This window comes from Cryobacterium sp. TMB1-7, assembly GCF_004402435.1.
Classification (GTDB): Bacteria; Actinomycetota; Actinomycetes; order Actinomycetales; family Microbacteriaceae; genus Cryobacterium; species Cryobacterium zongtaii.
This window is the reverse complement of record NZ_SOFZ01000029.1, coordinates 704,507-719,143: the sequence shown is the minus strand read 5'-3', so window position 1 is coordinate 719,143 and position 14,637 is coordinate 704,507. Positions and strand designations below refer to the sequence as shown.

The following is a 14,637-nucleotide window of genomic DNA, read 5'->3' as shown; positions in this document are numbered from 1 at the left end:
TGCTGCGAGACTGGGACCATGATCATTCTGGCTGCCACGCCCATCGGAAACCTCGGGGACGCCTCGACCCGCCTGATCGAGGCGCTGCGTACCAGCACCGTCATCGCCGCCGAGGACACCCGGGTGACGGTGCACCTGCTCAAGGCCCTCGGCGTGGAGAACCGGCCCCGTCTGATCGCCCTGCACGACCACAACGAACGGGGCAAGGCCGCCGAACTCGTCGAACTCGCCCGCGACACCGACCTGCTCGTGCTCAGCGACGCGGGCATGCCCACGGTCTCCGACCCCGGCTTCCACCTGGTGGATGCCGCGATCGCCGCCGGTGTGACCGTCACCGCGCTGCCCGGACCGTCGGCCGTGCTCACCGCGCTGGCCGTCTCCGGCCTGCCCACCGACAGGTTCACCTTCGAGGGCTTCCTGCCCCGCAAACACGGTGAGCGGATGCAGGCGCTGCGCGAGGTGGCCACCGAACGCCGCACCATGGTCTTCTTCGAATCACCCAACCGGCTTGCCGCGTCGCTCACCGACCTCGCCGTCGCGCTCGGCGGCGACCGCCGCGTGGTGGTCTGCCGGGAGCTGACCAAGTTCTACGAAGAGGTCAAGCGGGGCACCGCCGCCGAGCTGGCCGAGTGGGCCGCGGCGGGCGTCCGCGGCGAAATCTGCATCGTCGTCGCCGGGGCGACGCCGCGGGTGCTCGACCTGGCCACCGGCGTCGAGGAGGTTCTGGCGCTGGTCGCGGCCGGGGCTCGCCTGAAGGACGCAGCTGCCGACGTGTCAGCCGCATCCGGGCTCGGCAAGCGCGACCTGTACGAGGCCGCGCTCACCGGCAAGGCCGCCGGGACCGCCGCGCCGCGCCAGAAAGCCGCCCCGCAGCCCGAATTGCCGCTGGACTGAGCAATGGGCTGAGCCGGGCCGAGCTGCCGCGCGGCGTAACAGGGTCTGACGCCTACGCAGGCCCCCATAAGATATGAGCATGTCCGACGGCTCATCTTTTTACATCACCACGCCTATTTTCTATGTGAATGATGTCCCGCACATCGGGCACGCCTACACGGAGGTGGCCGCGGATGTGCTTGCCCGCTGGCACCGCCAGCGGGGGGAGGACACCTGGCTGCTCACCGGCACCGACGAGCACGGCCAGAAGATCCTGCGCACCGCCACCGCCAACGGCGTCACCCCCAAGGAGTGGGCCGACCGGCTGGTCGAGACCGCGTGGAAGCCGCTGCTGAAGACCGTCGATATCCGAAACGACGATTTCATCCGCACCACCGACGTCCGCCACGAGGAGAACGCGCAGAAGTTCCTGCAGCACCTCTTCGACGCCGGCCACATCTACACGGGCGAGTACGAGGGCTTCTACTGTGTGGGCTGTGAGGAGTACAAGCAGCCCGGCGACCTCGTGGCCGGCGCCGGCGAATACACCGGCCAGCAGGTCTGCGCCATCCACTCCATCCCCGTCGAGCTGCTCCACGAGAAGAACTACTTCTTCCGGATGAGCACCTTCACCGACCAGCTGTTGGCCATGTACGAGGCCAACCCCACCTTCATCCAGCCCGAATCGGCCCGCAACGAGGTCATCTCCTTCGTCAAGCAGGGCCTGAGCGACCTGTCGATCTCGCGGTCCAGCTTCGACTGGGGCATCAAGGTGCCGTGGGACGACAGCCACGTCGTCTACGTCTGGTTCGACGCCCTGCTCAACTACATCACCGCCGCCGGCTACGGCCAGGACGATGAGAAGTTCAGCCGGCTCTGGCCCGCCACGCACATCGTCGGCAAGGACATCCTGCGCTTCCACGCCGTCATCTGGCCCGCCATGCTGCTGGCCGCCGGGCTGCCGGTGCCCACCCAGGTCTTCGGTCACGGCTGGTTGCTCGTCGGCGGCGAGAAGATGAGCAAGTCCAAGCTCACCGGCATCGCCCCGAACCAGATCACCGACGTCTTCGGCTCCGACACGTTCCGGTACTACTTCATGCGCGCCATCAGCTTCGGCCAGGACGGCTCGTTCTCGTGGGAGGACCTGTCCGCGCGTTACCAGTCCGAGCTCGCCAATGGCTTCGGCAACCTGGCATCCCGCGTCATCGCCATGGTCGTGCGCTACTGCGACGGCGAGATCCCGGCCGGCGGTACGCCGCGTGACGCGGATACCGCCATCCGCGACACCGAAATTCGGGTCACCAAGACCGCCGACGCGGCCATCGACAGGCTCGCCCTGCACGAGGCCCTCGCCGCGGTGTGGGAGCTCGTCGACGAGCTCAACGGCTACATCACCACCCAGGAACCGTGGGCGCTGGCCAAGAACCCTGACGACCGCGAACGCCTCGAAACCGTGCTGCACACCGTGGTCCGCGGCCTCGGCACCCTCGCCGTGCTGCTCTCCCCGGTGACCCCGCAGGCCACCGCGACGCTATGGGCCGCCCTCGGCGGCACCGGCGACGTGCAGGACGCACAGATCGACCGGGCCTGGGAATGGACCGGCGGCAGCCACGTCTCGCCGCTAGCCGCCCTGTTCCCGCGCATCGAGGCCACTGTTGGCTAACGGTTCGGCCGACAGCACCCACATCCGCTCGCGCGAGGCCACCGCCGGCCGCGACCTGGTCTACCCGCCGGCGCCGGTGCCGCTGGTCGTTGGCGTCTACGACAACCACACCCACCTCGAAATCTCAGACGGAATCACGCCGCTCTCGGTGGCCGAGCAACTGGACCTGGCCTCCAGCGTTGGCGTCCGCGGCGTCATCCAGGTGGGCACCGACGTGGCCACCTCCCGCTGGTCCGCCGAGATGGCGGCCCATGAACCACGGATGCTCGCCGCCGTCGCCATCCACCCCAACGACACACCGGAGTTGGAGACCGCCGGCACCCTCGACGACGCCCTCGCGGTGATCGACGAGCTCGCCGCCCGCCCCAGGGTGGTCGCCATCGGCGAAACCGGGCTGGACTTCTACCGCACCGGCCCCGACGGCCGGGCGGCCCAGTTCCGGTCTTTCGAGGCGCACATCGAGATCGCCAAACGACACGGTCTCGCCCTGCAGATCCATGACCGGGACGCCCACGACGAGGTCGTCGCGACCCTGCTGAGGGTGGGAGCCCCCGAGCGCACGGTCTTCCATTGCTTCTCCGGCGACGCCGAACTGGCACGGCTGTGCGCCGACCAAGGCTGGTACATGTCGTTCGCCGGACCGGTGAGCTTCAAAAACGCCGCCACGCTGCGGGAGGCACTCGACGTCGCCCCTCGCGCCCTGCTGCTGGTGGAAACCGACGCGCCCTACCTCACGCCCACCCCGCACCGCGGTCGCCCCAACGCGCCCTACCTGCTGCCGCACACCCTGCGCGCCATGGCCGAGCACCTGCAGACGGATGTCGCGGTGCTCGCCGCCCAGATCACCTCGAACACCGAACTCGTCTACGGCCGCTGGGACGCGGAACCCGTGGTGTTGACCGACACCCCCCGAGACCCCCGCATCAGCCCGGCCGGAGGCCTCGCATGACCGACTCTGCCCACAACTCAGCCAAAGAACCGACCGCGCCCACCCTGCTCGGGCCGGCCGAGATCCGCGACCTCGCCGAGATGCTCGGGGTGAACCCGACCAAAAAGCTCGGCCAGAACTTCGTCATCGACGGCAACACCGTACGGCGGATCGTTAAGGTCGCCGCCGTGAAGCCCGGCGAAACCGTGGTGGAGGTGGGTCCAGGCCTGGGCTCGCTCACCCTGGGCATCCTCGAGGTGGGCGCCGCCGTCGTGGCCGTGGAGATCGACGACCGCCTCGCCGAGCAGCTGCCGCTGACCGTGCAGCTGATGCAGCCGGGCGCCGCGCTCACCGTCATCCGTGCCGACGCTCTGAAGATCGCCGAGCTGCCCGGCGACCCCACCCGCCTGGTGGCGAACCTGCCCTACAACGTGTCGGTGCCGGTGCTGCTGCACCTGCTCGAGCACTTCGCCTTCATCCGTGCCGGCGTGGTGATGGTGCAGGCCGAGGTGGGCGAGCGCCTCGCCGCCGCGCCGGGCTCGAAGATCTACGGCAGTCCCAGCGTCAAGGCCGCCTGGTACGGGCAGTTCCGCACCGCCGGCAAGGTGAGCCGGCAGGTCTTCTGGCCGGTCCCCAACGTCGATTCGATCCTCATCGCCTTCGAACGTCGTGCAGAGGAACTCGAATCCGAGGAACTGCGCCTGGCAACGTTTGCCCTGGTCGACGGTGCATTCCAGCAGCGCCGCAAGATGCTGCGCCAGTCGCTGTCGGGCGTGCTCGGCGACTCGGCCCAGGCGACGGACGTGCTCAGCAAGGCGGGCATCGACCCCACCGAGCGCGGCGAGCAGCTCACCGTCCACGACTTCCTGGCGATCGCCCGGGCCTGGCTGGCCTAGGTTAGGAACATGACCAACACGGCGACCTCACCGGTTGTGCATGCGCGGGCACCGGGCAAAATCAATGTCTTCCTCAAAGTGGGAGCCGTGATGGACGACGGCTACCACGATCTCGCCACGGCGTTCCAGGCCGTCTCCCTCTACGAAGACGTGCGTGCCTCGGCCTCCGACGACTTCAGCGTCGAGTTCACCGGCACCATCGACACGTCGAATTTGACCGTGGACGGCAGCAACCTGGCGATCAAGGCCGCCCGTGCGTTGGCCAGGGCCACCGGCTACACCGGCGGGGTGCACCTCGAAATCGACAAGAACGTGCCCATCGCCGGCGGCATGGGCGGCGGCTCTGCGGATGCCGCGGCCACGCTGCTCGCCTGCGACACGCTCTGGGGCACCGAGCTGAGCCGCGACGAGCTGCTGAAGATCGCGGCCACCCTCGGCGCGGATGTGCCGTTCGCGTTCACCGGCGGCACCGCCATCGGCACCGGCCGTGGTGACCAGCTCAGCCCCGCCCTGGCCAAGGGCACCTTCCACTGGGTGCTCGCCCTGGCCGAGTTCGGCATGTCGACACCCTCGGTCTACAACGAGCTCGACCGGCACCGCACCCGGCACGCCCAGGACATCTTCCCCGCCTCACAGCAGCCCACCGTGGATGCTGACGTGCTGCAGGCCCTGCGCGCGGGGGACCCGGCCATGCTCGCCGACACCTTGCACAACGACCTGCAGGCCCCGGCGCTGCAGCTGGCGCCGGGTCTGGGCCGGGTGCTCGAGCTCGGCGAGGCCAACGGCGCGCTGGCCGGCATTCTCTCGGGGTCAGGACCCACCGTGGCGTTCCTCGTGCCTGACCTGGACGCCGGCCTCGAACTGACGGTGGCGCTGAGCGCCGCCCGCCTGAACGTGGTGCGCGCCACCGGCCCCGTGCACGGCGCCCGAATCCTCACCTCCTAGCCCGCCCGCGCGGTACTGGCGCTCAGCTGCGGGGGATAGGCTCGAACCCTATGGCACATTTGCTCGGGGCCGAGTCCCTGCACCTTGAATTTCCCACCCGCGTCATCTTCGACAGCGTCACCGCCGGACTGAACGAGGGTGACCGCATTGGCATCGTCGGCCGTAATGGCGACGGCAAGTCCACCCTCCTGCGCCTGCTCGCCGGTCGCATGGAGCCGGATTCCGGCCGGGTGACCCGCCGACGCGGCGTCACCATCGGCGTCCTCGACCAGTCCGACGACCTCGTCAACGGCCAGACCGTGGGGCACACCATCGTCGGCGGCATCGACGAGCACGTCTGGGCGGGCGACTCGAAGGTGCGCGACGTGATCGCGGGCCTCGTGCGCGACATCCCCTGGGACACCCTCGTCGACGACCTCTCCGGTGGCCAGCGCCGCCGGGTGGCCCTCGCCCAGGTACTCATCGGCGACCACGACGTGGTCTTCCTCGATGAGCCCACCAACCACCTCGACGTCGAAGGCATCGCCTGGCTGGCCGGCCACCTCAAGAACCGGTGGGCCCAGAACTCCGGCGGCCTCGTGGTCGTCACCCACGACAGGTGGTTCCTCGACGAGGTCTGCAACATGACCTGGGAGGTGCACGACCGCCTGATCGAACCGTTCGAGGGTGGCTACGCCGCCTACATCCTGCAGCGCGTCGAGCGCGACCGGATGAGCGCCGTGATGGAGGGCAAACGCCAGAACCTGATGAAGAAGGAACTGGCCTGGCTGCGCCGCGGCGCTCCCGCCCGCACCGCCAAGCCCAAGTTCCGCATCGACGCCGCCAACGAACTGATCGAGAACGAGCCGCCGCCCCGCGACACCGTGTCGATGCAGTCGATGGCCATGCAGCGCCTCGGCAAGGATGTCGTCGACCTCGTCGATGTCTCCGTCACCTTCGGTGAGAAGACGGTGCTCAACAACATCACCTGGCTGATCGCACCGGGTGAACGCACCGGCATCCTCGGTGTCAACGGCGCCGGCAAGTCGACCCTGCTCAACCTCGTGGCCGGCACCCTCACGCCCGACAGTGGCAAGGTCAAGCGCGGCAAGACCATCAAGGTCGCCGTGCTCACCCAGCAGCTGTTCGAACTAGATGACATCCGCAATGACAGGGTCAGCGACGTCATCGCCCGCCAGCGCACCTCGTACATGGCCGGTGGCAAAGAGATCACGCCCGGCCAGATGCTCGAGCGGATGGGCTTCATGAGCGCGCAGCTCTCCACCCAGGTCAAGGACCTCTCCGGCGGCCAGAAGCGTCGCCTGCAGCTGCTGCTGATCGTGTTGGACGAGCCGAACGTGCTGATCCTCGACGAGCCCACCAACGACCTGGACACCGACATGCTCGCGGCCATGGAAGACCTGCTCGACTCCTTCCCCGGCACCCTGCTGGTGGTCTCGCACGACAGGTACTTGATCGAGCGCGTCACCGACAACCAGTACGCGGTCTCCGACGGCGGCTTCCACCACCTGCCAGGCGGTGTGGACCAGTACCTCGAGCTGCGCAAGCGCCAGGTCGCAGGCGGCTCCTTCACGGCGGATGCGGCGTCCCCGACGTCCGCCACCGCCAAGGGTTCCGGTAAGCCGGCGCTCGGCGGCGCCGAGCTGCGCAACGCCCAGAAGGAACTCGCCTCCATCGACCGCAAGGTCGCCAAGCAGCAGGCCAAGATCAAGGAACTCCATAACGCCCTCGCCGCGCACGACCAGAGCGACTACACGGGCCTGGGCAAACTGCAGGCCGAGGTTGCCGCGGCCGAAGACGCCGTCGCCGGCTTCGAAACCCGGTGGGTGGAACTCTCGGTGCTGCTCGAAAAATAGGTCACCGGCCTCACCACCGGCACCCCCCGGTTGCTCGACCCGCCGCCCGGCTCGCAGATTCTGTGACTGGGCGGCTTTCGTCGAAGTTCCTGTGACGTTTCGTGTCCGAGCGGCCAACGGCTCGACCGAGCTGCGGCTACCGTAGAAGAGTGCCACCCGACGCTGCGGCACAGAACCCCCACGCGAAGACTCCGTGGTTGCGCTGTGCCTGTGAACGCATCGTCGTGCGCGGGCGCACACACAGCGAACGAAACGTGGAGAACATCAGAGTGAAAAACATCACAACGAAGAAGAGCATCCTGGCAGCCCTGGCGCTCGGCGCCAGCGTGACCCTGCTCGCCGGCTGCGCCGGTGGCGCCGGCGGCAACGACGAGACCGTGAAAATCGGTGTTGTCGGGGCCAGCGACCCCTACTGGGCCGACTACACCGAGGCCGCCGCCGAAGAGGGCATCACCGTAGAGGTCGTCGACTTCGCCGACTACAACCAGCCCAACCCGGCGCTGACCAACGGTGACATCGATATGAACCAGTTCCAGCACCTGGTCTACCTGGCCGATTACAACGTCTCCAGCGGCGAAGACCTCACGCCCATCGGCGCGACGGCCATTTACCCGCTCGGCCTGTACTCCACCAAGGTCACCGACGTGGCCGACCTGGGCAAGGGCGACACCGTTGCCGTGCCCAACGACGCCAGCAACCTGGCCCGCGCGCTGCTCGTGCTGCAGAGCGCCGACCTGCTGACCCTCAAGGACGGCGGCACGATCTTCTCTACCCTCGACGACGTCGACACCGAGAAGTCCCTCGTCACCGTCACCGCGCTCGAGCCGTCCCTCACCGCGACGTCGCTGCCCGACGTGGATGCCGCGATCATCAACAACGACTTCGTGGAGAAGGCCGGCCTCAAGTTCGAGGACGCCCTCGTCAAGGACGATCCCTCCGACGAGTCCGCACTGCCCTACGTGAACGTGTTCGCCGTGCGCGCCGACGACAAGGACAACGAGACCTACGCCAAGCTCGTCGAGCTGTTCCAGACCACGACGACCGTCACCGACGGCCTGCTCGAGGTCTCCGGCAATTCCGCGGTCCTGGCCACCACGTCGCCCGCCGACCTGCAGGCCGCCCTGGCCACGGTCGAGAAGGACACCGCAGCACAGAAGTAGGCAGTCCCGGCCGGTCGCCCCTCCCCGTGAGGCGCGGCCGGCCTTTCCCCGTTCCAACCGAAGGATCTGCATGACCGTTTCAACCCCACTCGTAGAATTGCGCAACGTCAGCAAGGTGTACCCGGCCACCGTCAAGGGAGCCCCGGATGTGACGGCGATCGACGACGTGAGCATCAGAATCGACGCCGGCGACGTCTACGGCATCATCGGCTACTCGGGTGCCGGCAAGAGCACCCTGGTGCGCTTGGTGAATGTGCTCGAGCGGTCAACCGCGGGCCAGATCCTCATCGACGGTCGGGACGTCGCCCAGCTGCCCGAACGCGAACTGCGGCCGGTCCGGTTGGGTATCGGCATGATCTTCCAGCAGTTCAACCTGCTGAACTCCCGCACCGTGGCCCGGAATGTGGCGTATCCGCTCGAGGTGGCCGGTCGAGAGAAGGCCGAGCGCACCAAACGGGTCGCCGAGATGCTCGACTTCGTGGGACTGGCCGACAAGGCCGGCGCCTATCCCGACCAGCTCTCCGGCGGACAGAAGCAGCGGGTGGGCATCGCCCGTGCCCTCGCCTCATCGCCCGCGCTGCTGCTGGCCGATGAGGCCACCAGCGCCCTCGACCCCGAGACCACCCACGAGGTCCTCGAACTGCTCAAGCGGGTCAACCGCGAGTTCGGCGTCACCATCATCGTCATCACCCACGAGATGGATGTCATCCAGACGCTGGCCACCAAGGTCGCCGTGATGGACCAGGGTCGCATCATCGAACGCGGCGACGTGTTCGACGTGTTCTCGAACCCGCAGCAGGCCGCATCCGCTCGTTTCGTCTCAACGGTGGTGAAGGGGCTGCCGTCCAAGCCCGAGCTGGAGGTGCTCCGCGCCAGGCACACCGGCCGCATCGTGACCCTCGCGTTCCGCAGCGACACCGTCGACCAGACCCAGGTGTTCGGCGAACTGTCCCGCGACGGTATCGCCTTCCAGGTCGTCTACGGTGGCATCAACGAAATCCAGGGGCGCCCGTTCGGGCACCTCACCCTCGCGCTGACCGGCGACGACACGACCATCGACGCCGCACTCGACAGGGTGCGCGCGCTCACGACAGTCACCGAGGTGCGCTGACCATGGACGGACTCATCGATCTTCTGCCCCAGCTGTGGGTAGCCGCGTGGGAGACCCTGTACATCGTGGGCCTCACCCTGCTCCTGGGCGGGTTCGGCGGCCTGCTCGTGGGCCTCGGCCTCTACCTCACCCGGGCGGGCAGCATCCTGGCCAACCGAATGGTGTTCGGCGTGCTCAACGTTCTGGTCAACACCATCAGGCCCATCCCGTTCATCATCTTCCTGGCCGCCGTGCAACCGCTCACCCGCGCCGTGGTGGGCACCGGGATCGGCAACAACGCGATGATCTTCACGATCGCCCTCGCGGCCATGTTCGCGATGGCGCGCATCGTGGAGCAGAACCTGCTCACCGTGACGCCCGGTGTGATCGAAGCGGCCCGCAGCGTGGGCGCCGGCCCCGTGCGGATCATCTTCACGGTGCTGCTGCCCGAGGCTCTGGGCCCGCTGATCCTGGGCTACACGTTCATCTTCGTCGCGCTCGTGGACATGTCAGCGGTAGCCGGCTACGTCGGCGGCGGCGGACTGGGTGCGTTCGCGTTGCTCTACGGCTGGCGCCAGTTCGACCCCGTCGTCACCTGGGCCGCGGTGCTATTGATCGTTATCTTCGTGCAGGTTGTGCAGTTCCTCGGCAACCGACTGGCCCGCAAGGCGCTGCGCCGATAGGCACAGGGTTCGGTCAGGGAGCGTACACCTCTCGTTCAGTCAACTGACCGGTTACGGTCACCTCGTCCCACGAATGTTCTCGCTGAGGCCGGCCACGTCAGCGTTGTCATCACCGACACCCGCTGGGTTTGTCCTCGTACCGAGTCAATCCAGGGTTTCGAGGAGCAGCGTGTCAACGAGCGCCAGCGTGATCTTTTGCGCCTTCAGCTCGGCCGCTGACCCCCGATTGCAGGGTTGGCTGTCGTTTAGGCAACACCTGCAATCGGGCGAGGTCGGGCTTGCCCGCATCGTGCCGGTTCCACGCCGCGGCGGCGCGCGCGGCACGGTGGCCACCGACGGGTCCTGGTCGGCACACTCCGGGATCTGGCGTCTTCTCGCGTCGAACAGCCGGGAGTTGGGGCGCAGTTCCTCCGTGTATTCGTCCTTCGCCACGGCTCGGGCGCACGTGCTCGTGTTGCAGCTGGGGGTCGACCGGATGGCCATGCGCGCCGTGACCGGGCCGGTATCCGGAACCCACGGCTGGGTTGTGACCGTCGACGACGTCGCCGTGATGACGAGTGGACGGTGGTACGGAACGACGTCGGCCAGCCGGGATGCCTGCGCGGGCGCTCTGGCCGCCTTGCGCAGCGCAGTGGTGACGGCTGATCCTCGGCGAATGGTCGAGCCCGGAGCCCGCCGTTCCCGCCGGCCCCGTGGCGACGCAGAACTGACCGGCGTCTGGTGAGCGCCCGCCGGCGTTGGGCCGACTGGGTGCCCCTCGGCCTGTTCCTGGTCCTGACGGCCTGGCTGGTGGGGGGAGCCCTGCTGGAATCGGTGGGAGGTCCAGGGGCGTCCAGGACGGCTTGGTCGAGCAGTGCGGTCGAGTCGAGCAGTGCAGCTGCGCCGGCAGTATTGCTGCCTGCCCCGGCGCCAACGGAACCCGTCAGCCAGCCGGAGAACGTGGCCGTCGGCACTTCCGTCCTGGTCGGAGTCCCCGCTGCCGGCCTGGTGTCGGCGGACTGGGCCAGGGCGGCGGCATCGGCCACCGGCATCCCGCACAGGGCTCTGCTCGGGTACGCGGGCGCAGCACTGCGGCTGGCTAACGAACAGCCCGACTGTCGCCTGGGCTGGACTACCCTCGCGGCGCTGGGATCGATCGAATCCGACCACGGCAGCCACGACGGCTCAGCGATCGGCGCCGACGGCGTCGCGGCGCCGGGGATCTACGGGCCGCTGCTGGATGGGTCCGGTTACGACGTCTTCGTCGACACCGACGCCGGCCGCTGGGACGCCAATACCGAGTTCGACCGTGCCGTCGGCCCGCTCCAATTCATCCCGGCCACTTGGGACCGGTGGGGTGCGGACGGCAATGGCGACGGAACCGCCGACCCCCAACAGATCGACGACGCCGCGCTGGCGACCGGCCGGTACCTCTGCGACTCGGGCGACCTCTCGGCCGCGACGGCCTGGCGGGCGGCCGTCTACTCGTACAACCACGTCGAGAGCTACGTCGATTCCGTCGCCGTGGCGGCGAACGGCTACGCAGCGCGGATGCCGTGAACCGGCTGTCCGGCCCGGTCGCCGGCCTGATCTCCGAGCGCTACAGGCTGGGCGCGCTGCTCGGCACGGGCGGATCCGCGTCGGTTTTCGCCGCAGTCGACACCCGTTCCGGCGACACCATCGCGCTCAAGATCCTGCATCCGGTGTTGTCCAGCTCCCCGAGGCTCCGGGAGGCGTTTTTCCGGGAGGCCCGTGCGGCGGCCTCGGTCCGGCACCCGAACATCGTGGCTGTCCTCGACGTGGGCGTGCACGACGATGCCGCCGAGCCGCTCGCCTGGATCGCCCTGGATCTCGCACCGGGCGAGAGCCTCGCCGAGCACGTCGGACGCACCGGCCCGCTGCCGGTCCCGGATGCCCTCACGGTCGCTCTAGCCGTGCTGCAGGCGCTGGCCGCAGCCCACGCCGCCGGGCTGATCCACCGCGACGTATCACCGGCGAACATCATGATCGCACCCGGCGGCGATGGCCGACTCGATATAGCTGGCGTACGACTGCTCGATTTCGGCCTGCGGATGCGGCCGGCCGGGTGGCGGTCGGGTCGGACGTGCTGGGCAGCGAACCGGCAGACGGCCACGATCCGGATGCCGACGCGGACCGGCCCGTGGGCGTGCTGGGCAGTGTCAACTACCTCTCACCCGAGCAGGCCGCCGGTGTTCCCGTCGACGAGCGCGGTGACCTCTACCAGCTGGGCGGGGTGTTGTACTTCGCGCTGACCGGGGAGGCGCCCTATGTCCGCGACACCGTGGCCGCGGTGATGCGCGCCCACGCGCTCGCACCGCCACCGGTTCCGTCGGTGGCACGGGCCGGCATCCCTCGGGGCGTCGACCGGATCGTGGTGCGGGCGCTGCTCAAGCACCGGGAGGACAGGTTCGCCTCCGCGGCTGAGATGCGGAACGCCATTCTGGCCCTGACACCGCCCGCGCCAGCCGATACCGGTTTCGGCGACGACCGCACTCGCCGGTTCGACCGCCTGGTTGACGGGCTGCCCCACGCCGTCATCGATCCCGGCCGCACCACCGTGCTGCCGCGCACCGCGCAACGTCCGCCGGGTGGGGCGACGGCCGGGTCGGTCACCGGTTCCGCGGCCGGATCGCCCGCCGTGCCTCGGCCCGGACCCCGGCGACCGGGCGGAGGGAAGGCGGGCGGCTGGGTCGCCCTGGTGCTCGTCACGGTGGTGATCGCGGCAGGCTGGGTGGCGGCCGCCGGCGGTTCTGCCCGGTCGTTCGTGGCCGTGAGCAGCACGCCATCGGCGACCGCTGCGGAGGTCAGCACCGACATGTCGACGGCACCCCCAGCGCCGGTCGATGCCCCATCCCCATCGGTCCAGGTGCCCGAGCTCACCATCATGCCGCTCGGCGAGGCCCGCGCTGCCCTCGAGGCCGCCGGTCTCCGTCTGGGCAGCCTGACACCGGCGGATTCGGTACGGACCGGCGACACCGTTCTCGCCCTTGAGCCGGGGCCAGGGTCGTGGCTGAACGCGGGGGACACCGTCAACCTGGTGGTGGCGTCCGGCTCGAACAGCGTTCCCGCCACCGTCGGGCTTGCCTCGGCTGAGGCTGTGGCTGCGCTGCAGAACGCGGGATTCGTCGCCGTCGTCGAGACCCGCGTCGACGGGGATACGGTGCCTGGCACGGTGCTCGCGAGCCATCCGGACACGGCAGCGGTGCTGCGCCTCGGAACGAGCGTGACGATCACCGTGGCCGCCGCGGCCCCGGTCCATCCGACGCCCACGCCGTCGTCGTCGCCGGGCCCGAGCAACACGCCCACGGACAGCGCACCGCCGGCTCCGTCGCCCTGAGCGTCGACCGGCGCCAAGTCAACACACCGTGTCCATGGCTCGGTAGCGAAACCGACTCCGCGAATTCACCCGGCAACCCAAACATATGTTTCGGACGTGCGGCCGCTTACCCGGTCCGCACGGCCCTGCCCACGTTTTCCCCCCTGTCGCTCCCGAGGACACCCATGCCACGCACGATCAATGCTTCTCTGTCTGCGCGCCCCGCGCCGGACACCGAAGCGTTCCCCTTCGAGAAGGAACGTCGGCGCACGCTGGTGTCCCGGCCGTCGGTGTCGGACTCCGTGTTTCGTTCGGTGGCGTTCGCCGCCGGTGGCATCACCGTCGCGATCATGCTCGCCGTGGGGGTCTTCCTCTCGATCCGGGCCTCTGACGCCCTCGGCGTCGCGGGCTTCTCGTTCCTCACCGAACAGGAATGGTCACCGGAGTCCCAGTCCTTCGGCATCGCCTCTGTGCTCTTCGGCACCATCACGATCGCCCTCATCGCCATGTGTGTCGCGGTGCCGCTCGCGCTGGGCACCGCGCTGCTCATCTCCGAGGTCGCCCAGGGCCGGTTGCGGTCCACCCTGGTCACCCTCGTCGACCTGATGGCCGCCGTGCCGAGCGTGGTCTTCGGGCTCTGGGGAGTCTTCTTCCTGCAAGCCAACGTCATCCCGGTGGCCAGCTGGATCTCGACCTACTTCGGCTGGATCCCGTTCTTCAGGGTCTCGGATGCGTCCGGCGATGCCCTCACCGACGCCAGCGCCTTCACCTCCTCGGCGTTCATCGCCGGCATCGTCGTCGGGCTGATGGTGGTGCCCACCCAGACTTCGGTCATGCGCGAGGCCTTCTCCCAGGCCCCGATCGGGGAACGCGAGGCGGCGTTCGCCCTCGGGTCGACCCGCTGGGGCATGATCCAGGCCGTCGTTCTTCCCTTCGGACGCGGCGGAATCATCGGCGGCACCATGCTCGGCCTCGGCCGGGCCCTGGGCGAGACCATCGCCGTCTACATGATCATCTCGCCGATCTTCACCATCAACTGGCAGCTGCTCAAGACCGGTAGCAATTCGGTGTCGGCGCTCATCGCCCTGCGCTACGGCGAATCGAGCGCGTTCGGCCTCTCCGCGCTGATGGCGGCCGGTCTGGTGCTGTTCCTGCTGACCCTGGTCATCAACTTCACAGCCTCCTCCATTGTGGCCAGGTCCCGCTCAGGGGCAGAGAGCGACTGAC

14 protein-coding genes are annotated in these 14,637 nt (G+C 68.7%); all 14 read left to right on the top strand.

Annotation, left to right across the window (positions count from 1 at the left end):
- Nucleotides 1-18 precede the first annotated feature (18 nt).
- The 14 genes from rsmI (at nucleotide 19) to pstC (ending at nucleotide 14,636) form a co-directional block, all read left to right on the top strand.
- The gene (gene rsmI / locus E3O60_RS16520) at nucleotides 19-894 is read left to right on the top strand and encodes a 16S rRNA (cytidine(1402)-2'-O)-methyltransferase (RefSeq protein ID WP_103461613.1); all 876 of its coding nucleotides are present in this window, start codon (nucleotides 19-21) and stop codon (nucleotides 892-894) included.
- Between the two features lie 79 nt (nucleotides 895-973).
- Nucleotides 974-2,536 (top strand): methionine--tRNA ligase, encoded by a 1,563-nt coding sequence (gene metG / locus E3O60_RS16515; RefSeq protein ID WP_134498667.1) that lies wholly within the window; start codon nucleotides 974-976, stop codon nucleotides 2,534-2,536.
- Nucleotides 2,529-3,485 (top strand): TatD family hydrolase, encoded by a 957-nt coding sequence (locus E3O60_RS16510; RefSeq protein ID WP_134498665.1) that lies wholly within the window; start codon nucleotides 2,529-2,531, stop codon nucleotides 3,483-3,485. The genes metG and E3O60_RS16510 overlap by 8 nt, the downstream gene beginning before the upstream one ends.
- Nucleotides 3,482-4,360 (top strand): 16S rRNA (adenine(1518)-N(6)/adenine(1519)-N(6))-dimethyltransferase RsmA, encoded by an 879-nt coding sequence (gene rsmA, locus E3O60_RS16505; protein ID WP_134498664.1) that lies wholly within the window; start codon nucleotides 3,482-3,484, stop codon nucleotides 4,358-4,360. The genes E3O60_RS16510 and rsmA overlap by 4 nt, the downstream gene beginning before the upstream one ends.
- Before the next feature lie 9 nt (nucleotides 4,361-4,369).
- Entirely contained in the window at nucleotides 4,370-5,305 is a 936-nt protein-coding gene (locus tag E3O60_RS16500; RefSeq protein WP_134498662.1) for a 4-(cytidine 5'-diphospho)-2-C-methyl-D-erythritol kinase, read from the top strand.
- Between the two features lie 50 nt (nucleotides 5,306-5,355).
- Entirely contained in the window at nucleotides 5,356-7,161 is a 1,806-nt protein-coding gene (locus E3O60_RS16495; protein WP_103429582.1) for an ABC-F family ATP-binding cassette domain-containing protein, read from the top strand.
- Between the two features lie 269 nt (nucleotides 7,162-7,430).
- A complete protein-coding gene (locus E3O60_RS16490; protein ID WP_370028148.1) occupies nucleotides 7,431-8,321 on the top strand; it encodes a MetQ/NlpA family ABC transporter substrate-binding protein in 891 nt (296 codons plus the stop codon).
- Between the two features lie 70 nt (nucleotides 8,322-8,391).
- The gene (locus E3O60_RS16485; RefSeq protein WP_088456746.1) at nucleotides 8,392-9,432 is read left to right on the top strand and encodes a methionine ABC transporter ATP-binding protein; all 1,041 of its coding nucleotides are present in this window, start codon (nucleotides 8,392-8,394) and stop codon (nucleotides 9,430-9,432) included.
- A gap of 2 nt (nucleotides 9,433-9,434) precedes the next feature.
- A complete protein-coding gene (locus E3O60_RS16480) occupies nucleotides 9,435-10,094 on the top strand; it encodes a methionine ABC transporter permease (protein ID WP_088456745.1) in 660 nt (219 codons plus the stop codon).
- A 169-nt stretch (nucleotides 10,095-10,263) separates the two neighbouring features.
- Complete coding sequence (locus E3O60_RS16475; RefSeq protein WP_134409338.1) at nucleotides 10,264-10,818, top strand: hypothetical protein; 555 nt, start codon at nucleotides 10,264-10,266, stop codon at nucleotides 10,816-10,818.
- Complete coding sequence (locus E3O60_RS18565) at nucleotides 10,815-11,633, top strand: lytic transglycosylase domain-containing protein (protein ID WP_166789009.1); 819 nt, start codon at nucleotides 10,815-10,817, stop codon at nucleotides 11,631-11,633. The genes E3O60_RS16475 and E3O60_RS18565 overlap by 4 nt, the downstream gene beginning before the upstream one ends.
- Nucleotides 11,630-12,346, top strand: a complete 717-nt coding sequence (locus E3O60_RS18930; RefSeq protein ID WP_241993292.1) for a protein kinase — start codon at nucleotides 11,630-11,632, stop codon at nucleotides 12,344-12,346. Before E3O60_RS18565 ends, E3O60_RS18930 begins: the two co-directional genes overlap by 4 nt.
- A gap of 41 nt (nucleotides 12,347-12,387) precedes the next feature.
- The gene (locus tag E3O60_RS19170) at nucleotides 12,388-13,431 is read left to right on the top strand and encodes a PASTA domain-containing protein (RefSeq protein WP_370448670.1); all 1,044 of its coding nucleotides are present in this window, start codon (nucleotides 12,388-12,390) and stop codon (nucleotides 13,429-13,431) included.
- A 164-nt stretch (nucleotides 13,432-13,595) separates the two neighbouring features.
- Nucleotides 13,596-14,636, top strand: a complete 1,041-nt coding sequence (pstC, locus tag E3O60_RS16460) for a phosphate ABC transporter permease subunit PstC (protein WP_088456742.1) — start codon at nucleotides 13,596-13,598, stop codon at nucleotides 14,634-14,636.
- Nucleotide 14,637: the final 1 nt, after the last annotated feature.